The organism is Vibrio sp. MM46, from assembly GCF_027587135.1.
Lineage (GTDB): Bacteria > Pseudomonadota > Gammaproteobacteria > Enterobacterales > Vibrionaceae > Vibrio > Vibrio harveyi.
The window spans coordinates 1-21,955 of the sequence record NZ_JAPPTO010000026.1 but is presented as its reverse complement, the minus strand read 5'-3'; the positions used below and the strand labels follow the sequence as shown (position 1 = coordinate 21,955).

The 21,955-nt window shown below is 44.1% G+C and carries 21 protein-coding genes and 1 tRNA gene; 13 read left to right on the top strand and 9 right to left on the bottom strand.

All coding sequences use genetic code 11. The features are described 5' to 3' along the window. The first annotated feature begins 180 nt into the window (after positions 1–180). Positions 181–1,581: a tryptophanase gene (locus OH459_RS22785; RefSeq protein ID WP_005453331.1), complete on the top strand. Its 1,401-nt coding sequence runs from the start codon at positions 181–183 to the stop codon at positions 1,579–1,581. Positions 1,582–1,678: 97 nt separating this feature from the next. Here the strand turns inward: OH459_RS22785 and OH459_RS22780 are convergent, their stop codons facing one another. From OH459_RS22780 to OH459_RS22770, 3 genes are all read right to left on the bottom strand, one after another. Further along, positions 1,679–2,290, bottom strand: a complete 612-nt coding sequence (locus OH459_RS22780) for a DUF2913 family protein (RefSeq protein ID WP_009703776.1) — start codon at positions 2,288–2,290, stop codon at positions 1,679–1,681. Between the two features lie 29 nt (positions 2,291–2,319). Beyond that, positions 2,320–2,403, bottom strand: a tRNA-Leu gene (locus OH459_RS22775). Next, positions 2,368–2,496, bottom strand: coding sequence for a hypothetical protein (locus tag OH459_RS22770; protein WP_256901704.1), 129 nt, complete (start codon positions 2,494–2,496; stop codon positions 2,368–2,370). Before OH459_RS22770 ends, OH459_RS22775 begins: the two co-directional genes overlap by 36 nt. A 468-nt stretch (positions 2,497–2,964) precedes the next feature. Between OH459_RS22770 and OH459_RS22765 the strand changes: the two genes are divergently transcribed. From OH459_RS22765 to OH459_RS22755, 3 genes are all read left to right on the top strand, one after another. Next, positions 2,965–4,173, top strand: coding sequence for a NupC/NupG family nucleoside CNT transporter (locus tag OH459_RS22765; RefSeq protein WP_005432553.1), 1,209 nt, complete (start codon positions 2,965–2,967; stop codon positions 4,171–4,173). A gap of 208 nt (positions 4,174–4,381) precedes the next feature. Next, positions 4,382–5,656, top strand: coding sequence for a sugar phosphate nucleotidyltransferase (locus tag OH459_RS22760; RefSeq protein ID WP_009696873.1), 1,275 nt, complete (start codon positions 4,382–4,384; stop codon positions 5,654–5,656). A gap of 101 nt (positions 5,657–5,757) precedes the next feature. Continuing rightward, complete coding sequence (locus OH459_RS22755) at positions 5,758–6,555, top strand: helix-turn-helix domain-containing protein (RefSeq protein ID WP_029789597.1); 798 nt, start codon at positions 5,758–5,760, stop codon at positions 6,553–6,555. A gap of 39 nt (positions 6,556–6,594) precedes the next feature. Here the strand turns inward: OH459_RS22755 and OH459_RS22750 are convergent, their stop codons facing one another. Both OH459_RS22750 and OH459_RS22745 read right to left on the bottom strand, forming a co-directional pair. Beyond that, a complete protein-coding gene (locus OH459_RS22750) occupies positions 6,595–7,680 on the bottom strand; it encodes a DUF3541 domain-containing protein (protein WP_050939730.1) in 1,086 nt (361 codons plus the stop codon). Between the two features lie 69 nt (positions 7,681–7,749). Next, positions 7,750–8,358: an alpha-ketoglutarate-dependent dioxygenase AlkB family protein gene (locus tag OH459_RS22745; RefSeq protein ID WP_269988963.1), complete on the bottom strand. Its 609-nt coding sequence runs from the start codon at positions 8,356–8,358 to the stop codon at positions 7,750–7,752. 139 nt (positions 8,359–8,497) lie between these two features. Between OH459_RS22745 and OH459_RS22740 the strand changes: the two genes are divergently transcribed. Then, positions 8,498–9,856, top strand: coding sequence for a diguanylate cyclase (locus OH459_RS22740; RefSeq protein ID WP_005453344.1), 1,359 nt, complete (start codon positions 8,498–8,500; stop codon positions 9,854–9,856). Positions 9,857–10,234: 378 nt separating this feature from the next. Here the strand turns inward: OH459_RS22740 and OH459_RS22735 are convergent, their stop codons facing one another. Beyond that, positions 10,235–11,791, bottom strand: a complete 1,557-nt coding sequence (locus OH459_RS22735) for a DUF3612 domain-containing protein (RefSeq protein WP_269988959.1) — start codon at positions 11,789–11,791, stop codon at positions 10,235–10,237. Positions 11,792–11,965: 174 nt separating this feature from the next. Between OH459_RS22735 and OH459_RS22730 the strand changes: the two genes are divergently transcribed. Continuing rightward, entirely contained in the window at positions 11,966–12,544 is a 579-nt protein-coding gene (locus OH459_RS22730; protein ID WP_009696876.1) for a malate synthase, read from the top strand. Positions 12,545–12,668: 124 nt separating this feature from the next. Here OH459_RS22730 and gefA read toward each other — a convergent pair whose 3' ends face one another. Further along, positions 12,669–13,682, bottom strand: coding sequence for a diguanylate cyclase GefA (gene gefA, locus OH459_RS22725; protein ID WP_269988956.1), 1,014 nt, complete (start codon positions 13,680–13,682; stop codon positions 12,669–12,671). Positions 13,683–13,980: 298 nt separating this feature from the next. Here gefA and OH459_RS22720 point away from each other — a divergent pair, with 298 nt between their 5' ends. The 3 genes from OH459_RS22720 to OH459_RS22710 are packed head-to-tail and all read left to right on the top strand — an operon-like array spanning position 13,981 to position 17,584. Further along, positions 13,981–15,333, top strand: a complete 1,353-nt coding sequence (locus OH459_RS22720; protein ID WP_269988953.1) for a DASH family cryptochrome — start codon at positions 13,981–13,983, stop codon at positions 15,331–15,333. Further along, positions 15,333–16,877 (top strand): cryptochrome/photolyase family protein, encoded by a 1,545-nt coding sequence (locus OH459_RS22715; protein WP_050921091.1) that lies wholly within the window; start codon positions 15,333–15,335, stop codon positions 16,875–16,877. Before OH459_RS22720 ends, OH459_RS22715 begins: the two co-directional genes overlap by 1 nt. Further along, positions 16,877–17,584 (top strand): SDR family oxidoreductase, encoded by a 708-nt coding sequence (locus tag OH459_RS22710; RefSeq protein ID WP_050908673.1) that lies wholly within the window; start codon positions 16,877–16,879, stop codon positions 17,582–17,584. Before OH459_RS22715 ends, OH459_RS22710 begins: the two co-directional genes overlap by 1 nt. Before the next feature lie 49 nt (positions 17,585–17,633). Here the strand turns inward: OH459_RS22710 and OH459_RS22705 are convergent, their stop codons facing one another. Then, a complete protein-coding gene (locus OH459_RS22705) occupies positions 17,634–17,780 on the bottom strand; it encodes a DUF2256 domain-containing protein (RefSeq protein ID WP_005453360.1) in 147 nt (48 codons plus the stop codon). 41 nt (positions 17,781–17,821) lie between these two features. Next, on the bottom strand, positions 17,822–18,964 hold the full coding sequence (gene msrB / locus OH459_RS22700; protein WP_009696880.1) for a peptide-methionine (R)-S-oxide reductase MsrB: 1,143 nt from the start codon (positions 18,962–18,964) through the stop codon (positions 17,822–17,824). A 185-nt stretch (positions 18,965–19,149) separates the two neighbouring features. On the opposite strand from msrB, the gene OH459_RS22695 reads away from it, so the two are divergent. The 4 genes from OH459_RS22695 (at position 19,150) to OH459_RS22680 (ending at position 21,429) form a co-directional block, all read left to right on the top strand. Further along, positions 19,150–19,548 carry an OsmC family protein gene (locus tag OH459_RS22695; RefSeq protein WP_009696881.1) on the top strand — a complete coding sequence of 133 codons (399 nt, stop codon included), beginning with the start codon at positions 19,150–19,152 and terminating at the stop codon, positions 19,546–19,548. Between the two features lie 113 nt (positions 19,549–19,661). Beyond that, complete coding sequence (locus OH459_RS22690) at positions 19,662–20,216, top strand: sugar O-acetyltransferase (protein ID WP_269988948.1); 555 nt, start codon at positions 19,662–19,664, stop codon at positions 20,214–20,216. Between the two features lie 121 nt (positions 20,217–20,337). Then, positions 20,338–21,156, top strand: a complete 819-nt coding sequence (locus OH459_RS22685) for a hypothetical protein (RefSeq protein WP_038898180.1) — start codon at positions 20,338–20,340, stop codon at positions 21,154–21,156. Positions 21,157–21,195: 39 nt separating this feature from the next. Beyond that, positions 21,196–21,429 (top strand): hypothetical protein, encoded by a 234-nt coding sequence (locus OH459_RS22680; protein WP_258456479.1) that lies wholly within the window; start codon positions 21,196–21,198, stop codon positions 21,427–21,429. Positions 21,430–21,955 lie beyond the last annotated feature (526 nt).

Here is a 21,955-nt window from a genome sequence, read left to right as displayed (position 1 = left end):
ATATTCTCGATAGCCGTTTGGTGCTGTCGTTCTGGTACAACCTAGACTACTGCTTGTCTCTTCTTAGCAAAATCTCTGCACGTTAATTTCCTCAATGCTTTCGCATTGAAAAACAATTTATCAGTTTGTTTTTAATCTTACGCTTAAGTGCGTAGGGTCGTGCGTATAAGGAAATTAACAATGAAACGTATCCCAGAACCGTTCCGTATCAAAATGGTAGAGCCAATCAAAATGACGACCTTGGCTGACCGAGAAGTTGCCCTTAAACAAGCGGGCTTCAACCCATTTCTTCTTCGTAGTGATGATGTCTACATCGATCTGCTGACCGACTCTGGCACTGGTGCTATGAGTGACAATCAGTGGGCAGGCATCATGATGGGCGATGAGTCCTATGCTGGCAGTCGTAACTATTACAACTTGTGCGATGCGGTGGAGCATTTCTTTGGTTACAAGCTTACTGTGCCAGCGCACCAAGGTCGCGGGGCGGAGCAAATTCTATTCCCAGCTTTGATTGAGCGTATGCGTCAGGTTCGCGGTGGTGAAACGCCCGTATTTATCTCGAATTACCACTTCGATACCACTGCGGGTCACATTGAACTCAATGGCGGTAAAGCGATTAACGTGGTGACGGAAGAAGCGTTTGATACCACCACACCATACGACTGGAAGGGTAATTTTGACCTCAATAAGCTGGTGGCAACGATTGAAGAACACGGTTCTAACAATATCTGTGCGATCATCACGACGGTAACGTGTAACAGCTCTGGTGGTCAGCCTGTGTCGATGGAAAATATGCGCAGCGTGTACGAAATCGCAACCAAGTACGACATCCCTGTGGTGATTGATTCGGCTCGTTACTGTGAGAACGCTTACTTTATCAAGCAGCGTGAAGCGGGTTATGAGAACAAATCGATTCTCGAAATCATTCGCGAGATGTACCAATACGGCGACATGCTCACTATGTCTGCGAAGAAAGACCCGATGGTGAACATTGGTGGTATGTGTTGTATTCGCGATCATCAAGAGCTTTTCCAAGCGGTTCAAACACGATGTGTACCGATGGAAGGCTTTGTAACTTACGGTGGTATGGCGGGTCGTGATATGGAAGCCTTGGCTCGCGGGTTGTATGAAGGTGCGGATGAAGACTATCTTCACTACCGTATTAGCCAAGTACAATATTTGGGTGAACGTCTACGCGAAGGGGGTATTCCAATTCAATACCCAACAGGTGGTCATGCTGTCTTCGTTGATGCGGCGAAGATCTTACCGCATATCCCCGCGGATCAATTCCCTGCACAGGTACTGTGTAATGCCTTGTATTTAGAGGCAGGCATTCGTGCGGTAGAGATTGGCTCACTGTTGCTTGGTCGAGATCCGGAAACGGGTAAACAAAAAGCTTCAGAACTTGAGTTGATGCGTTTGACCATTCCACGTCGTGTCTACACCAACGATCACATGGATTACATCGCCGATGCGATCATCGAGTTGAAGAATCGTGCTGATGAACTAAAAGGATTGACGTTTGAATACGAACCTCCAGTACTTCGCCACTTTACGGCTCGTTTCCGCGAACTGGATTGAGAACTCTTCGGGTTGTCGATACGTCAGAGATTGATAAACGTTAATTAAGCAAAAAGCCGCGAACTTCGCGGCTTTTTTAACTCATCTGGGTGTCGAGTTATGCTAAATCCAGCGTGATTCGCACAAACTGCTCGTCTTGGTACAGCACTTCGTAATTGAAGGTATTGCTGGCATAAATACTACCTAAGAACAGAGAACGTTGACTCATAGGTCCACGGAAAAGCATCGAAATAGGTGCGATTAAGGCGTTATTATCGTCGAAGTGTTGGTTTAAGTTATCAGACAGAACACATAGCAAACAACCATGTTGGTCGTGGGATAAATCGACATCTTCAGGACGAGAAAGCAGAACCGTCGTACCTAATTTCTTTTCGACTTCGTTGATCAGCAGTAGGTAGCTATCGAGGTGAGGTTGTGGGTTACTAGGTTTATCGGCACCTACACAACGTTCAAGTAAAGCTTCTAGATTGCCATTTTCCCCTTTTGCCTGTTGAGTCAGAGACTTTAATGGCTTTTTAATCAGTTTGTAGCGATTACTTTTGAGCTTAGGCTTAAGCCATTTTTGCAGTAGGTCGTTACGTTCTTTAAGAGGAAGAATTCGCGATGATGCGTGGATTTTGAAGTGCAGGTGTAATAAGGCGTGCACCGCAAGCTCGCTAAGTAATTGATTAGCGTCAGCGGACTGTTTTGCCTGTTTAGAACTTTGCATTACACTCTAAATTCTTTGAAAGAAAGGAATGGTGCCGAGAGAGGGACTCGAACCCTCACACCTAAGGCACTAGCACCTCATGCTAGCGTGTCTACCAATTTCACCATCTCGGCATCATGATGCTCTGAATACACAGAGGCTTCGAAATGAAGCGTTCCAAATTGTATATCCAAAATCCATAGATTGGCGAGAGCAAAATTGCTCATTTTTGGTCTTTGGTGTTCGATTGGACATTTATTGTTCATTTTTGGTGATTTCACTATTCGTCACCCTCCTAATACCCCTATTTTCCCTACAAGTATGACCACAAAATAGCATCTTTGCTTAAATTATGAACGCTTGAACGTTTGCGTAAATAAATGTGATGAATATCTCTTTTTGTTGGCTATACTTGCGACCCGTTTAAGCGGGAATTAGGGTTCGTTGTTCAGGACCCTTACCCATACAAGCCGTCACATGGAGCAGGAAGAGTCGAGAGCTCTCCAGCAGTGAATGACCCCACGGACCGGACCAGCTACGTTCAATTGCTTGTATAAGGTAAAAATAAGATGTCGAACTATCCGTTCTTCCTTCAATTTGGATCTACGAGTGCGTTGTCACTCGATGCGTTGTCCCTTTCTTCTGCCAATGCTTTTGGCATTCCTTTCTTTTTCAACGTTCAGTAGGTCCGATTCATGAGTGTTCTATTTAGTCTATTTGGTATTGTTGCACTATTAGGTTGTGCGTTCCTGCTGTCAGAGAGCCGTTCTTCAATCAATTGGAAAACCGTGTCTCGAGCATTGCTGCTTCAAATGGGTTTCGCAGCCTTGGTGCTCTACTTCCCTTGGGGACAAGCGGCGTTAGCCAGTTTGAGCAATGGTGTCGCTGGGTTATTGAGTTTTGCCGATGAAGGCATCAAGTTCCTCTTCGGTGACCTCGCTTCTACTGGTTTCATCTTCGCGGTTCGTGTTCTTCCTATCATCATCTTCTTCAGCGCTCTTATCTCTGCCCTTTACTACTTGGGTATCATGCAAAAAGTGATTCAATTTATCGGTGGCGCCATCCAAAAGTTCTTGGGGACCAGCAAAGCAGAATCTCTTGTTGCAACAGGTAACATCTTCCTCTCTCAAGGCGAATCGCCACTTCTTATCCGTCCTTTCTTGCAAAACATGACTCGTTCAGAACTGTTCGCGGTAATGGCTGGTGGTATGGCGTCAGTCGCAGGTAGTGTACTAGGTGGTTACGCAGGTCTAGGTGTAGAGCTGAAATACCTAATCGCAGCGAGCTTCATGGCTGCTCCAGGTAGCCTGTTGATGGCAAAAATCATTGTGCCAGAGCGTCAAACGCCAAGCGATTACAACAACATCGAATTGGATAAGTCTGAAGAGAGCAACGTGATCGACGCGCTAGCAAGCGGCGCGATGGGCGGTATGAAAGTTGCGGTTGCGGTAGGTACGATGCTGATCGCATTTGTGAGTGTGATTGCAATGGTGAACACGGGTCTGGAAAACCTAGGCGAAATGTTCGGCTTTGCGGGCATCACGCTACAAGCGATCTTTGGCTACCTATTTGCCCCTCTCGCTTGGTTAATCGGCGTTCCGGGTCACGAAGTATTAGCGGCAGGTTCTTACATCGGTCAGAAAATCGTAATGAACGAATTTGTTGCATTCATCGACTTCGTACAACATAAAGCAACGCTGACTGAACACACACAAGTGATCATCACGTTTGCGCTGTGTGGTTTCGCGAACATCGGTTCTATTGCAATTCAACTTGGCTCTATCGGTGTGATGGCTCCAGAACGTCGTAAAGATGTAGCGAACATGGGTCTCAAAGCGGTAGCGGCTGGTACATTAGCGAACTTAATGAGTGCGTGTTTAGCAGGTATCTTTATCTCGTTATAAGGAACGTCTCCACATAAACAGCCATTCAAAACCCGCCACTTCGGCGGGTTTTATTTTATAAATTATTTGAATGAGAGCTAGGTTAAATATTAGGTAGGCTATTGCTCGACAATATTCATTATTGAGTAAATTCACATCAGGATTGAATAGTGCTTGCGTACGGTTTGCATTTACTTTCTAATTTATTAATAGAATAAGGAAGTCGTACGTGACGTCAAAAGTCGTATCGGTAGTATTAACCGATAAAGGTTGGACAGGGCTAGGTCCACTCACTCAAACATGCTGTAAATCCATCACACCTTTCGTAGGTTCTCACCGTTTAATTGATTTTTCGCTAACCAACCTCATTCAAGCAGGAATAAAGCGTAATCTTGTCCTCAGTCGTTTTTATTGCGCACCGTTAGTTGCTCACCTTAAGCATGCATGGCAGCACTACAAATCGAGAATCGAAGTGCTCGAACCCATTTATTCTCAAGCTAAGTTATTACCTAAGCTGCAACAGAATTGGACTGATGTTTTATTGCAGCATTTAGATGTCATCAATCGACCCTCCGATGAACATGTCTTGCTGGTCGGTGGTGAGCAAATCCATCGTAATTACATTTCTTCTTTGTTGCACTACCATCAAATCCAAAATGCCGAACTCACGTTAGTTGTGGCTCAGGTTCCTGTCGCACAAGCGTCTCAGTATCATGTCGTTGAGTTAGATGAACACCGTCAAGTCATTGATATTCAACACCAGCCCCCAATTCCAGCAGAAATTCCAAACAAACCAGGCTTTGCCATGGTATTAACGGAAAATTACCTCTTTCAGCGCCCCGTGTTGGTCAAAGGTTTGTTCAATAATGCCAAGAAGCTGGATGGTCAGCATGATTTGACCAAGGACATCGTTGCACTGCTTGCGCGTAGAGTAAAAACCGTGTTGTTTGACCTCGGCGAGATTGACGCAAAGCAAGCGCCTATGTACTGGCACAACGTCAATAACATTGATGATTATTGGCGACTACAAATGATGATGCTGGCGGAACAAAGTGATACTAGCAAACCATCTACCAGTGCGTTGCTGAGCCGACAAATTGAATCGCAACGACCAAGCCAATATTGCGATATTGAAGGGATCAAAGTCCGCGTTAAGGACAGCTATATTGCTTCTGGTTGCCATATTGAGGGGGCGTGTTCAATTCGCTCAGTTATTGGTGTGGATTGTGAGCTGGGTAAAAACAGTATTCTGCACGAATCCGTATTAATGGGACGGTGCAAAATTGGAGAAAATAGTCGCATTACACGTACTATCATTGAAGAAGATGTTCAGATTGCTCCGGGTACCGTGATTGGGGAAAAGCCGGAGAGAGACAAAGAACGTTTTCACATTACGGATGGTGGATTAGTCGTGATTCCGAGGGGCAGTCGCGTTGGTTTTGAACAAGAAGCTTCTCCACTGCATGCGAATTACCCCGAAGGCGTTACAGATAACGTCGTGTAATACGGGTATTTTGAGTTGAATTGTGATTGACGTACAGAATCAAGATTTGGTGTGTAAATATACATATTTTCGAAACTAACGGCGTTTGGCTAGGAGAAAAAATGCAGTTCGACCGACTTCAATTTGCTGATGCATTGAAGCACTTTAGAAAGAAATATAAATACTCACAAGACAGTTTGGCGGAGCTGCTTTCTTCTTCACACCGTGTATTCTCTAGCTTGAATCAAGCAACGCTGAGCCAGTGGGAGAGGAGGAAAATAGAGCCGACGTTACTGCGACGTCTCGGGATCGCACATTTCTTTCAGCAACCATATCACTACGATACTCAAGAGCTGAAGAGTGTTAAGAAAGCACTCCAACATCCGGTCAACTTCCAAAATTTAAGTACGGTGTACGAGTATGAGATCACGCATACCAGTCACGTATCTTTGGATAAATTGGAAGGAGAAGATAGATCATTAGTTATGGATTCCCATCAACGTTTGAATGGGAACGAGCTTGTCGAAACTCTGAATGAGCTTGAGCTTCATCAACCTAAAATCTACTGTTTCTATTACCAAAGAATGCTGATTGGACATGTGGTGTATGAACAGAAGAATAACGCCATTTACTTGGTCAGCGTTGTATTTTTGACCAAGTCAATTCGAACTCAATTACTCAATCATATTGCTGAAATTAGTAAAGATTTGATGGTGTTTTTCCCGATTCGGGATCATAGCTTGAATCAGTTTATGGAAGATTGTTTTTTAGAACGATGTTGTTCAAGTCATTGCATCACTTTCTACACAGGAACCAGCCGGCAATTTTTTGAGAACCCAATGATCCGGAGCGTGATGCAAGGATTTCAAGATTTTCGCTTGGTTCGCTACGAGCAAATGCTTAAGAAGCAGAGTGTTTAGCTCTGCTTCCTGATCTCAAACTAGATTCAGTAAGGTCGATTACGACTTGGGTACCAATCCGTATGGTACTGAACTAAACGCTTGTGGTTGGTTTTTTACCGTCGGTGCTTGATGCACTCCTTGCCAATCTAACAGCATGATCGCGAGGACATTACGGTGTTCACCATAAGTTAGGTCGAACTCACCATCCACAGAAGGGATCATGCCTTGCTCAGTATTAAGGGCGCTTTGAATCGCTTGACGTGTTTTTTCAACAACCGGATCGTTATCCAAACCAGCCAACAAGAAAGTAATGCCGACTTCAGCAATCACATCTTCTTTTGAACGGAGAATGATGGTGTCTATGTTGTCGCGAAAGTAGTCATAGATCCATTGATGATCGGCTTCGTTAACCTGTTTTTGGTAGTACTGAGAATCTCCAAAAATGATGTGTGTCATGCCGTAGATCTTATTGCCGTATTGTTGCGGTGAGAGCTTCTTATCTAGGCTATCTGGGTAGGTGCTTCGGAATGCATCTGTAAACGCTTTAACGACATCTTGCTCGCCGAGTTGACGCAACCAATAAACCTGATTCGCCAACTGAGCTGCCCAAGCCTCAATCATGGCGGGGTCAGTGGCGTAACGAGTAAAGTCATAACGTTTTAGTATGCTTCTTAGCGTTTTGTCTTGCTTGTGTTTTAAACCATACTCATCGGCTCGTGCCATTGCGCCAAGTAAATCAACACCTAAATACAAGTATTCTGGTTGATGTTTGGTAACGGTATAACGGCGCTGCCCGCGCTCGTCTTCGTCGTCATGGTAGCTGGCTAAACGTTCCTCTGAATACAGAAAAATCTGTTCTGGTGTGGTGACATCGCTGGCAAAGCGATTTAAACGGCTGGCAACTTGCGCCATGTCAGTCCATACCGCAGGTAAGTATTTATCATCCAAAGTTTGGCGGTACATACGAAGACCGAAATGCCCTTCTCGAAACGCTGGTAAGGTATAGAGCTGTGACTCATAGGTACTTTTGATCAACTGAGCAGATTGTGAATAGGTCAAAGCTGGAGACTCTTGAGAGGCTTGCGCCTGAAAAACCAGTGAGCATGAGAGCAACACGGCTAAGCTGAGAGGTTTGATACGCATATACACATTCCGTTAGAAAGCCAGAATTCAAACCTACCATCAATGCTTTATCGGTATGTAATGGCTCAGTCAATAGTTAGTCACGATATGGCGGAACGTTAGGTTGATGCGTTCTCCTTTGGTTTTTGCAGTTTTTGGGACAGCATGCTTCCAATGGTGCTGAAGCTCACCTGCCATGATAAGCAGTGAACCATGGCTGAGTTCATACTCTATTTGGGTTTTACAATGTAAATTCCTTAGCACAAACCGACGAGTTTCCCCCAAATTAATCGACGCAATAATCGGGTTTCTTCCCAATTCTGGTTCGTTGTCTTGGTGCCAGCCCATTGAATCTTGTCCATTGCGATACAGATTTGCCAATACTGAGTTGAACGAAACGTCTGCAATGGTTTCGCAGCGTCCTTTGAGATCACTAAGTTCTGTGGTCCAAGGGTGAGGTACCATTGTGAGCCCGGAGTAGGTGTACGCTGCATCGCCGTGCCATGCTTGCAAACGAGGTTGTAGAACTGAGCGACCAAACATCATGATGCTTTCTTGTTGCCAAGGTAGGGTTGTTCGCAATTGGGAAAAGTAATGGTCGGCTTCTGAATGACTCAGAAAGTGAGGATCATGGTAGATCTTGCCTTGTACTACTTCTTGCCAAAATGAGCTTTTGAATAAATCGCCTTGTACCTGCATCTCACTTTACCTTTCTCTTTTATAAAATGAACAAATATTTATTACCTTTACGATGGCTATTGGTTATTCTTTTAGTAAATAAGTATTTTAACAATAAATAAAGAAAACTCTTGGTTTGCCATGAGTTAGTGGGGAACAGATGCGGTACTCACCGAAGAAGCAAGGTTACTTTGCATTGTTCTTCCTCACTTTTTTTGCCCTGTGCGTTGGAGTTATTGAGCTATTACACCAAAATCAGCTCAGTCTGCACCGAGAGCGAGTTCAAGTTGAGGCCAAAGAACAACTTTCTATGCTCCGTTCCAATTTGGAAGCGGAACTGATGGCTGACATATACAAAGCCAGCACTCTCGCTACGCTTATCACATTGCTGCCGAACAGCGAAACACACAAGCTGAATTTGGCGGCGAATCGTATCTTAAGCAAAAGTAATCACATTACTGTTATTGGCATCGCAGAAAATGATGTCGTCGGTTATATATACCCTCGAAAGGGCAATGAGCGTGTGATTGGTCTTGATTATCGTAGCGTGCCTACTCAATGGGTTCAGGTACAAAAAGCCAAAGACATTGAAGAGATATTTATCGCCGGTCCTGTCGAGCTTGTACAAGGCGGTAAAGGGTTGATTGTGCGTGTTCCTGTGTTCCGCGATCCTCCGACTAATAAAGACTATTGGGGCGTTATTAGTGCGGTGATCGATTTCAATGGTTTGTTGAGAGAAACGGGTGTCATTGATTTTTCTTACCAATATCAAATGACGATGCGTGGCTACGACAGTGGCGGTGAGCTAGGTGATGTTATCTTTGGCAATCCGGGAAGAGAAGAGGACATTTATGCCAAAGAGCAAGTGTTCTTCCCATATGGTGGCTGGAGTCTGGCGGTGTACTCCAATGGTGAGTTAGAACAACAAGTGCCTTGGTATGTATTACAAATGGCGCGTTTAGTTGGCTATCCGATCGTGCTTGCTTTGAGCATTGCGCTCATTGTTATTTATCGCCTATACATTGTAGCGGACAGCCGTGCATTGCATGATGAGCTTACTCAGCTGCCAAATCGTCGTTACTTTATGAAGTCTTATCAACAGCAGTTTGAGATCGCCAAGCGCTATAAAAAGCGTTATAGCTTTGCCTTGGTTAACATCGACCTCGATCATTTTAAGCATATTAACGATACCTATGGGCATGACGCAGGGGACAAGGTGTTGGTGGCGTGTGCAGAAAGAATCAAAAGCACATTGCGCCGATCAGATATTGTGGCGCGAATGGGGGGCGACGAGTTTCTTATCATCGTGCATAACCCTAAGACTGAAGAAAACATTCAAGCGTTGTTGAAAAAACTGAGGTTTGCCTTGTGTTCAACGCCGGTGATCTATGAAGAAGAATTAATATACCTGCGAACCAGCATGGGTTACGCGATGTTTGACCCTGAAATGATTTCATCTCAGCAAATGATGAAAATCGCCGACGAGCGAATGTATCAACAGAAACACTATGGCGGCTAAAACGAATGGTATAGCACCCGCTTAAAACATTTAAACGGAAAGCCTCGCACACTTAGCGAGGCTTTTTCATTTAAGCCGTTCTTATCACTAAGAAAGGACATTGCTGATAAAGGGATTAGTAGCAATGCATGTTGTGGCATATTTTGCAGTTGTTTGCATTTTGCAAATGCGATTTGCAAAATGTGTGGTTAATAAATCATCAATATGCATCAAGATCGAAGAAAAAACGCAGTTTTAAAAGTTGGCACGCATCGTGCTTTATACAGAGTGACCCTTATTAAGCCGAGGGTCACCTAGCCAACTGACGTTGTTAGTGAATACACATTGTTCACAAGTATATACCGCCAATCACCTCATTGTGATTGGCGTTTTTTCTTTTTAGAGTTCAATAATTTGCCTCTCATCGCCCAAATCATCTGATTCGCCACACTTGTTATAACAACTTGGTTGCCTTGGACACACTGCTCCTCTTGAACAAATCAATCTTGCTTGAGTTTGAATCCCTCGTTCGATCCAATTGATGTTGAGAATTTTGGCAATCGTTGTGAGATCTTTCTTGATGTGCTGTGGAATCACAGTACTACCACCGGAAGACACACACAGTGATTTCAACTCTTCAGCAATCGCAATCGCATCACCACCTTGGGCTGAAATCGCTGGATTGAGGTCGATACCTGCACACAGAACGCGATTATTACCTGCAGGGTCAAATACGTTGACCGATTCACAGCAATAGATGCGAGGTTCGTTACCGACGTTAAGAATCGAAATTTGCGCCGAGCTGGTGTCCAGCGGTTGTGATAAGCGGCGGAATACCGCCCAGTGCTGACAAGGGTCATTGACTTTACGCATGTTTCCCCAAGGAAGAGGGATACCATTACCGCGATATACGGCTTTCAGTTTGCCCGGACCATAGGCATCAAAGTAATGCCAGTGTGGGTATGGCGACACTACCGTCATGCGGCGCATCGCGACAGAAGGCGAGACGCCCGCTTTTTTGTGAACATCAATTTCATAGCCAGAGCGGTCAAGTAACTGACGAAATGGCACTTTCGGACACAACAACGCCCCAGCAAAGAAACTCGACTCGAAATCGCGCCACGCTTGTAAAATATCTTGCGAGTTGAGTTCAGAGTTAGAAACCTGCGAACCGCTTTGTTCCCAGTTGTTCTGGTGACCAATCGACAACATGTTATTCATGCCGTCACTGCTGTGCAGCACTCGGTGCCCAATGTATACCGCTAAGTCGTACTTCAATCGAGTCGGGTAGTCTCGCATGCGCTTGTTGAGGTAGATGGTCCCTGGTGCTTCCATAAACGAGGTGATCAACTGCTTGGCACTCACACCGAGTTCATCAATCACATCTTGTGGCGCGCGGTCTACCCAGCGAATATCCAATCCCATGCTTTTCGCAATATCAATCAGATCCTCTACCGAAAGATTAAGACGTTTTAAGCCAACCTCTTCTGCCGCTCGTTCTAAGTCCGGGAAGTGGTTTTGGTGGTTCTCTTGATGCGCTCGAATCAAGAGATGAGCGAACTGACGCCCCGTGATGCCGGTTTGAGAGAGCATTTCCGGTATCGCGATTTGTAGGATGTCGTTAGAGAATAAAAAGCTTGGTTCGAGCGCCATTCCGTTGATGCCACCACGATTACCTTTGTTGGGGGTAATGGCTTCTAGCTCTGGTTCATCGTCCAAAAACCAAGCGGGTTCTTTTTGGAAAACTTCGGCAATCACTTCCAACATATCAATGCTCGGAACGCGTTTTCCACGTTCGATCATGGATAAGTAAGAAACTGACGGAGCGTATTCAGGATTAATCCTAACGCAACGCGCAGACAAATCTTCCATCGTTAAATGGTTGTTCTTCCTTAGGTTACGAATTTTCGTTCCTAAGAAGTGAGATTGGCGGATAAGACTTTTTGACACAGACATTTTGTAAAATTCACATTGTAAAATTTTTGTTGTGAAATTGTAGTCAATATTTCGCTAGTCTACATAATGAGCAGGCAAGGAAATTAACCATCAACTTCACAGATTTGCCTGAAACTTAAACAGAGGTTTTAAGTTTTTACTCTAGGAAGAGTGTTTAAGTGCGAGGAAACGACGATGAATATGCTGAACTTCGATAAAAAAGACATCCAACAACAAGAACGCCCATTTATCGCTGAAGCCGTATTTGCCGTCGAGGCGGTAAGTGCTGAGCAGCAGAGCGAGAAGCAAGTTAAGGCGAAGCAACTACTGGACCGTATGTTCCCATTGGAGAGTGGGTCACACCAAGATGTGTCAAGCTACGTGATCGACTACAGACACGTAATGGCGTACTTCAAGGACGGCACACACAGTGGTCTGAAAAGTCCAAAGCATTTTGTGGCGTACACAGGAGAGAAAGAAGATCCAAAATCGATCCTATTCAAAGATGAATCAGGCAGTCACGTTGAAGTAATGTTCGGTTGTCACAAAGGTACGGGTTGTGTGGAGTTGATGGACATTGACGACATCCAACTGGAAACGCGTACTACCTTTAGCCCTGAGCTAATTGGTAATGCACCAACCGCGATGCGTCATTGGATCAGCTTAATCAAAGGCGATAAGAAAGGAAAGCCAATGGCGTGCAGTGAAGACAAAGAGTACACCGCGAAAAATGGCGACGATTACTTCTTAAGCTACTGCTATAGCATTGATTAATGAGTTAAGAAGTACAGAGAATAACGAGCCAGCCCAAGAAAGACAAAACCCCAAGCACGTGCTTGGGGTTTTGTTTATATTTTCAGCCAGTTTGAATGGCTTTCGCCTGTTCGTTTTGACTGTGTTAAAGCGGCATTACGCGGTTACGACCGAGTTGTTTCGCTTCATACAATTGTTTATCAGCTTTGTTTACGATGCTATCGAGCGTGTCACCAACTTCAAATTCTGCAACACCAAAAGAGGCGGTGATGCTTTGTACTTGGCTCCCTGAACGTTTGTCACGAACACGCAGCTTTTCAATCATTCGACGAAGCGTATCAGCGTATTGTCGACCGATTCGCAGTGACTTGTTTGGTACGATAAGGGCAAACTCCTCACCACCAAAGCGATAAGCACTGATGCCGTCACGACAACTTTGTTGCAGTCGACGAGCAATGGCTTTGATCACGGTATCTCCGAATAGGTGACCGTAGTTGTCATTGAATGCTTTGAAGTGGTCGATATCCAACATGATCAGCGTCATTGCTTGGTTGTTATCGATCAGCATTTGCAGGTCGTTATCGAAAGCGCGACGGTTATACAGGTTGGATAAGCCATCGAACAAGGCGTCTTTCTGCACTTCTGCTAGCTGATTCTTAAGGCGAGAGATCTCTTCGCTAGCCGTTGTGAGTTGGCTATTTAGGAACTTCGTCGAGTGGCGTATTTCACGAGACTCTGCAACAAGCTGACGCACTACATTCATCACTTCTTCGATGCTGAGGCTATTGTCTTCAACTTTTTCTAGTTTGTTAAAGCTCTTATCCACCATGTCGGAGAAGGATGAGGTGTCGGTAATCGTGTCAGTCATCGAGCTAGAGACTTCGCCCAAAAGCACTTCTACATTTGTTTTGAGTTCTTCTAAGCTGGTTTCTGCTTTACTCGCAACATAGCTGTTATAGAGCTGCTTATGCATTGCTGGTGGGCAGACGTCATAGTTCTCAAGAACCATATCTAATTCTAGATTCAGCTCTGGGATAGTTTTGTCTACGTAGGTGTACCACAGTGCGTAGTTGGCTGGTGTTGCCGCTACGTGGTTTTTTATCATCAGTGGTACCGCTTTTTTTAGGTTCGCGGTTGATTTCTTAAATTCGTCGGTCATTTCTGCAGTGTTACAAGCAAAATGGAATTAAGCTAAGGGTAACGGATATAAAACAATATCGCTTTATTTTTTGTCATTTTTGCTTGGTTTTCTTAAAAAATATGAGCAAATAATCAAATGGTTTCATGAATATTAGTCTTGATTTTAAAATTTCATAAAATCCTTCGTAACATTCTGTTTACCATGAAAGTTTGAGTGATGGAGTTTTGAGCAATGTAAACGAAGTGCTGATCTTGACCAACTAAGGTTCGTAGAATCTGGCATGCGCATAACAGAAAAGTGCCAAAAGGAGCTTCGTTTGAACAAAACAATAGGACTGTATTGGTTTACCAATGATTTGCGACTGCATGACAACCCAAATCTGGCCAAAGCTGCAGAAGAAGTGGATTTTCTTATCTGTCTTTACTGTTATCCCAAGGTTTCACCATTTTTGGCGCACTATGCTCAAACATCCGTGTTTGGTCAGCCAAAAAGACAGTTTTTAGATGAGTCATTACACTGCCTCAACCTGTCTTTAAATGCACTTGAACAACGTTTGCTTGTTGTCGACTTGCATCCTTACCAAGCATTAAAACATGCCTTCAAAAATCTTGGTGTTACAAGGCTTTACGTTGATGCTATGCCGGGTTGCGACGAGCAAAATGTCATCGAAGAAATTAAGGCGGAGGAACGCCACGTAACGGTTGTTCAGCACGAAGTGCGAAGTTTATTTAGGTTGGCTGACCTCCCGTTCAGTCTCAATGCGCTACCTGATACCTTTACCCAGTTTCGTAAGCAAGTAGAAAAGCTATCTATTTCGCAACCTGCCGACAGAGTATCTACACTTCCGCCACTACCCAAAGGTCTCTCTTTACCAACATTGAGCTTAACTCGCGACTTAAAGCCAATGCCATTTGCTGGGGGAGAGCATGCGGGGCTTGAGCATTGTCGTCGGTATTTTGATTCGCCGCTTGCGAGTGAATACAAACAGACACGCAACGGTTTAGATGGCATGGACTATTCCACTAAATTCTCTCCGTGGTTAGCACATGGCTGTGTTTCGGCAAAAAGGATTGTGGACATGTTAAAGCGTTATGAAGCGCATTATGGTGCTAATGATTCGACGTATTGGATTTACTTTGAATTGCTGTGGCGTGAGTACTTTTATTGGTATGCGCGACGATATGGTCGGCAGCTGTTTCATTTTGGTGGGATTCGCAATCAAACGCCATTGACCAGCTTTTACGCCCATCGTTTCCAACAATGGAAAAAAGGCGAGACGCCATTCCCGCTCGTTAATGCGTGTATGCATCAACTCAATGAAACTGGGTACATGTCGAATCGTGGCAGACAACTGGTCGCGAGCTGCCTTGTACATGAACTAGGGCTAGATTGGCGCTATGGCGCTGCATATTTTGAGTCTCAATTAATTGATTACGATGTGGCTTCCAATTGGGGAAATTGGCAATACCTCGCAGGCGTTGGTGCGGACCCTCGTGGTTCAAGGCAATTCAATCTTGAAAAGCAGACACAAATGTACGACCCCAACCATGAGTTTATTGATAAGTGGGATGGGCATTGTGATGGTGCACGTTTGGATAATGTGGACATGGTTGATTGGCCGATTGCGATGGAAAGTCATGGCAATGCGTCTTCTACGGAGAAATCATGATGCAGTTTGATACCGTTCGGTTGATCTTGGGTGATCAACTCAATTGCGAACATACTTGGTTTCAGCAACCTGATGACCACGTTCTCTATTTGATTGCAGAGTTAAAGCAAGAGAGCACGTATGTGACGCATCACATTCAAAAAGTATGTGCGTTCTTTTCTGCAATGGAAAAGTTTGCGAAAGAGCGTCAGAGCGAAGGCCATCAAGTCTTGCATCTTACGTTGGATGATACCCAATCTTTTGGGGATCTTGAGCAACTTCTCCAGCATTTTGTCAGCGAAGTTGGTGCAAGCAAGTTTGAATATCAACGCCCTGATGAATACCGATTATTGGAACAACTTGCCAAACTTAAGCTCAATGGCGTAGTAACGCGTTGCGTTGATTCAGAGCACTTTTTGTTGCCGTTTGAAGAGATCGAAGAGCAGTTCCCGCAAGGCAAACACATCATGATGGAGCACTTTTATCGCCGCATGCGCAAGCGTTTCAACATCTTAATGCAAGATGGCAAACCTGTTGGGGGGAAGTGGAACTATGATGCGAATAATCGCAACAAACTCAAAACTAAAGATATTGAGCAGTTGCCACAACCTTTAATGTTTAGTACCGATGTCAGTGAGATACAAGCGCGATTAACACGTCATGGAATTAAAACGATAGGGCACTTTGAAGGGGATTTATTGTGGCCGATTAACCGTGCTCAAAGCTTGTCTCTACTTGCTCATTTTTGCCAAGTTTGCTTGCCTCTTTTTGGTCGTTTTCAAGACGCGATGACTGGGCAACACGACGCTAAATGGAGTTTGTATCACAGTCGGATTTCGTTTTCTCTCAACAGCAAACAACTACACCCGCAAGAAGTCATTGATGCGTCACTCAAGGCATTCCATTCAAACCCAGACATTAATATTTCTCAGGTTGAGGGTTTTATTCGCCAGATTTTAGGTTGGCGAGAGTACATCCGCGGAGTGTACTGGGCGAACATGCCTCATTACCCGAAAAAGAACGAACTGGAAGCGAGCAGAAAACTGCCTGATTTCTTCTGGAATGGCGAAACAAAAATGGCGTGCATGCGTAATGCGATTGGTCAGTCCCTTGACTACGCCTATGCGCACCATATCCAACGTTTAATGGTCACTGGTAATTTCTGTTTGCTAACTGAGATCGAACCATCCCAAGTGGATGAATGGTATCTCGGTATATACGTTGACGCGATCGAGTGGGTAGAGATGCCAAACACACGTGGTATGGCGCTGTTTGCTGATGGAGGTATTGTCGGCACTAAACCTTATGCAGCTAGTGGTTCTTACATTAATAAAATGAGTGATTACTGTAAGGGCTGCCATTACGACAACAAAGCACGCAGTGGTGAAGGTTCATGCCCATTCAACAGCTTGTATTGGCGTTTTATGAACAAGCATGACAAGCGATTGGCGACCAACCCTCGTATCGGGATGATTTTCCGCTCTTGGGACAATATGGAACCACAGCAACGACAAGCTATCCTTGGAACCGCGGAGCGCTACATGGAAAATTTGGAGAGCTTGTAATGGAAATATTGATCGTAGGTGGGAATGGCGGAATTGGATTTGCCATGGTTGCGTGCGCGGCGGAACATTTTCCTCAAGCTCGTGTTCACGCGACCTATCGTAGGCAACACCCCAACTGGCATCATCCCAATGTTATTTGGCATCAAGTGGATGTGACACAAGATGAGGAGGTGAAAGCGCTCAGTGAGTACATCGAGCATGTTGATTGGTTGGTGAACTGCGTGGGTATGTTGCACTCCCAAGAGAAAGGTCCGGAGAAGAATTTGAGTTCTCTCGACGCAGACTTTTTCCAGCAAACGATAATGGTAAACACCTTGCCCAGTTTACTGCTGGCGAAGTACTTTACACCTAAGCTCAAACGCAGCACACAGCCTAAGTTTGCGACTGTTTCTGCTAAAGTTGGCAGTATTAACGATAACCAATTGGGCGGTTGGTATAGCTATCGAGCCTCAAAAGCCGCGTTGAATATGTTCCTCAAAACCATGTCAATTGAGTGGCAAAGAATGCTCAAGCATGGCACGGTACTCGCGCTCCATCCGGGAACCACCGATACGGCGTTGTCTGCGCCTTTTCAAACCAATGTGCCAGAGGGAAAACTGTTCACGCCAGAGCGAGTGGCAAAGGATTTGCTGAGGTTAATAGAAAAAGCAACCCCGCAAGATAGCGGGGCGTTTTGGGCTTATGATGGCGCATTACTGCCTTGGTAAAGATTGTACTTACTGGGGCAAAATACGCACTAGAGAGGTTCGGAGTGACCTACGTCTTCGTTGATTTTCTTCTTCGGCAACGCTCAGAACAATAAACGATTTCATCCCAATTTCGCGCCCACTTCTTTCTCCAAGAAAACGGGCGCTCACAGACTGGACAGACTTTTATGGGAAGGTTGGATTTAAAACCTTTCATCGTTCTGAATGTTCACTCCTAATTCGTTGTCTTAAGCGAGTTTAGTTATCAAATAGGTACAGATAATCGTCGTAACCTAGGTTTGCCATTTCGCTTACTGGTACAAACTTCATGGCTGCTGAGTTCATGCAATAACGTAACCCTGTTGGTTTTGGTCCGTCTTTGAAAACATGACCAATATGCGAATCGCCAAACTTGCTGCGAATCTCTGTTCGTGGATAAACCAATTTAAAGTCGGTCTTCTCAACGATGTAACCTGGATTGATTGGTCTAGTAAAGCTTGGCCAACCTGTACCTGATTTGTATTTATCCGTCGATGAAAACAGTGGCTCACCAGTGACAATATCCACATATATGCCCGCTTCTTTGTTATCCCAGTACTCGTTGTTAAAGGGACGCTCTGTGCCTTCTTCTTGTGTTACGTAGTACTGCAGATCAGTCAACTTCGCTTTGATCTCTTTATCAGACGGTTTTTCATAGACCTTCAGTTTTGTCATCAGATCTTTTTCGTTGATAAGCTCGCGTAGTGTTTTTGGGTTGTCTTTACGATCCTCACCAAACACTTCATCTAGGTATTTATCTCGACCTGACGCATAGCGGTAATATTTGTATTTCAGGGCACTCTTTTTGTAGTAATCCTGATGGTAAGACTCCGCAGGGTAGAACTTTTCAAACTCAATAAGCTCCGTTTTAAGTGGCTTCGGATAAATCATCGCCTTGTCGATTTCCATCATAAATTGCTCAGCAATCTGTTTTTGCTCCGCATTATGGTAGAAGATCGCAGGACGGTATTGGGGACCACGGTCGACGAATGAGCCTTTGTCGTCAGTCGGGTCGATATGGCGGAAGAAGTAATCCAAAACTTGCTCGTAGTTAACAATGCTTGGGTCGTACTTCACTTCAATCACTTCTATATGGCCAGATTTGCCAGAAGAGACTTGTCGGTAGGTCGGATTTGCTAAATCACCACCTGAATAACCAGATACGACGTCCAACACACCCGGTAATTGTTCTAAATCTGATTCAGTACACCAGAAACAGCCGCCAGCCAAAGTAGCAATGTCGGTTTTGCCAGATGCGTTCACCTTATCCATGGTATCGGCAGTGCCTGTTTTACTTAATAAGATGAACAGTACAGGGAGTGTGAATGAGAATCCCACCAATAGCTTAGATACTTTCTTCATAACTTCCTCAAACGTCATTTTTCTCAATGAATGTTACGTAAGGAGACAGAAGTTAGAGCTAAAAAATTGCAACAATAGTGAAAAATTCTTTGCCCTTTTATACCGGAGGGCTACAGTAATGGCACCAAACAAACGCTCATTGGTGATAGGTTGCCGATGAGACAGAAGTAATAATGAGGGAAACCATGCAAGCAGAAGTAAAATGGGTCGAAGACTTTAAATTCCTAGGTCAGTCTCAATCTGGTCACTCCGTTGTGATGGATGGCAATGGCGGTGCGACTGCACCAAGCCCAATGGAGATGGTATTGATGGCTGCTGGTGGTTGTAGTTCTGTTGATGTGGTTGATGGATTGAAGTCAGCAGGTCAGAAAGTGGCTTCTGTTAATGCGAAGCTCACAACCGAACGTCGTGAAACGGCACCGCGTATTTTTACTCAAGTGAACATTCATTTTGAAGTGTCGGGTGAAGCCTTAGATCCAGAAATCGTAGCGAAAGTTGCTGCTGATTCGTTAGAGAAATACTGTTCCGTGTGCCTGATGCTCGGTAAGGGCGTAGAGATGACTCACAGCTGGGAAATCGTGTAACCGACCCTAGTGCCACTTAAATAAAATAGGAAAGAGAAAAGCGCGTGCTTTTCTCTTTTTTTATTCCTCTTTTGCATTAACCTAGCTACGTTAAAAGCTGTAGGAAAGATCCTGTGACCGAACTAGAGAAAATGATGTCAGGCCAAGTATTCGATGGCGCAGACAAAGAAATTGATGCGATTCGAACCCACGCAACTCATGCATTGATGGCATTCAATGGCAACACCGATGAATCCCAACGTGATGTACTGCAAAAGAACCTATTTGGCAAGGTTGGGATGAGCATCATCCGTGCGCCGTTCCATTGTGAGTTTGGTAAAACGATTGAAATCGGTGAAGAGACCTTTATCAATATGAATGTCGTGATGCTTGATGGCGCTAAAATCACCATTGGTAATCATGTGCTTATTGGACCAAGTGTTCAGCTTTACACTGCATCTCACTCGCTGGATTACCGTAGCCGACTAAAATGGGAAACGTTTTGTAAACCAATCACGATTGAAGATAGCGTTTGGATTGGTGGGAACTCAGTCATCAACCAAGGCGTAACCATTGGCGCTCGTTCTGTGATTGCTGCCAACTCAGTGGTGAACAGTGATGTGCCGCCAGATTGTTTATATGGTGGAACGCCAGCCAAATTGATTCGTAGTCTAAACGAGGACGAATAACCACACTTACTCATGGTGCTTATTCTCATAATCAATAAGCGCTTATTTACATATCAATTTCATTAATTTATAAATTTCATGTGCTTATTTTTGTTGTCTATGAAATTCATAAGAAGAATGTATGAAGCTGAAAGTTGTAAGTATTTGCTTAATTGTGGGGACGGCGTTCGTAAGTGCTTTGCTCTATTTTGACTCTCAAAAGCTCGTACTTTCGCAATGCGCTGACGAAGAAAAAGTGGAGACTTGGGTTCAATTCGTATTTGACTATTCAATTCTCAATGACTTCAGCATAGAAGCCTTGGAAGAGCGAATCGACGAGGATTTAGCCCTTTCGAATCTTATTCTCGCAAACTCATGTGTTCCTATGATTCGTAAGAGTGCTGGTTATGAGTTCTTTGATGCTCACAACGCTAAACCTGAAGATATGTTGTCTTCACATTACGAACTCAACCTGCAACACAGCAGTTTGTTGGAACGTGCGTATCAGGAACCAAATTTTTATGTCGTGTTGGTGTTAAGTGAGGACAGTAGTTACTTTGATTTTGAGTACAAAATAGCAGAAACATGGGGTGATTTATTTCCTAACTTCGTGGTTTCCGATGTACGAGCTGGTCCACTAGCTTTGGAGCATGAACTAGGGCACTTAGCATGGGCACAACATGATTTAGAAACGCTATCATCTCAAGTTCAAGGTAGAACACTTGAATCTATGACAGCTGAGGATAACCAGTTACAGATCAAGCGGTATGCTCATGCTGCATTATGTGGTGACTCCGGAACCATCATGAGCTACGAAAAGAACATAGTACCTATCTATTCCAGCCCCAATATTACCTATCAAGGTCGAGTTTGTGGAGACGCTGAAAGCGCAGACAATGCAAGGCTGTTAACCGAGTATGCTCGAGCATTGCGAGCCAAAGTTGATGCACGGTCATGGTAATCGTTACGTTGCTAAGAAATACCTACCTAGGAGGCTAATATGTCAAGAAAGACAGAAGTGTTTCTGTGTCCTAAATGTAGAGTGGAAACGCACCACGTTGTGGTTTTAGTTAGAAAGAAAAGTGCTTTTGAGGGTGATAAAAACCGCAGGAAGAAAGAGTTCATTACTGGGTTTCTCAAAAGTGCTGTCTTCGGTGCTTTTTTAGCTTCGATGGACGATTTTTCTCGTCATTTGATCTGTGAAAATTGTGGTAACAAAACCATTCAAGATTGAGCTGTCGCCTTGGCAGCTTACCCAGAGCATAAGTGTGCGTTTTGATTCGCTGAATATTCAAACCCGAAATTTATTGAGTTAGTGCTTTTACTCTTAACGTCTTTCCATGCCTGCTACTCAGTTTTTGATGAGAGACTGTCGGCGCTAACCTACTGCTATTGTTGATAAATAATTCAAACTTTATTGTAAGAAGAACAGAGAAAGACAACCTTAAGCTTCCCTTCATTTTTGAGAGTTGATGAGATAATTGATGCTTAAGTTTATTGACATTTGTGTCTTTTGTTTCACATTGTTGTGATTTTTGTCACATAAAATGCAAATTTATAAAAAATCGTCAAATGAATATAAATTCACAGATATGCAGCCCATTTGTGTTGTAATTAGAGTTCTCTGCCTTTAATTATTCATTTTGTGAATGTTTGTGTAATTTTTATTGACCTTAATGGGTGACTTTCTATTCAAACTACTCTTGGGTTACGTCAATATATTAGAAAACTCGAATTTGATATTATTTCCATCTTTTGTT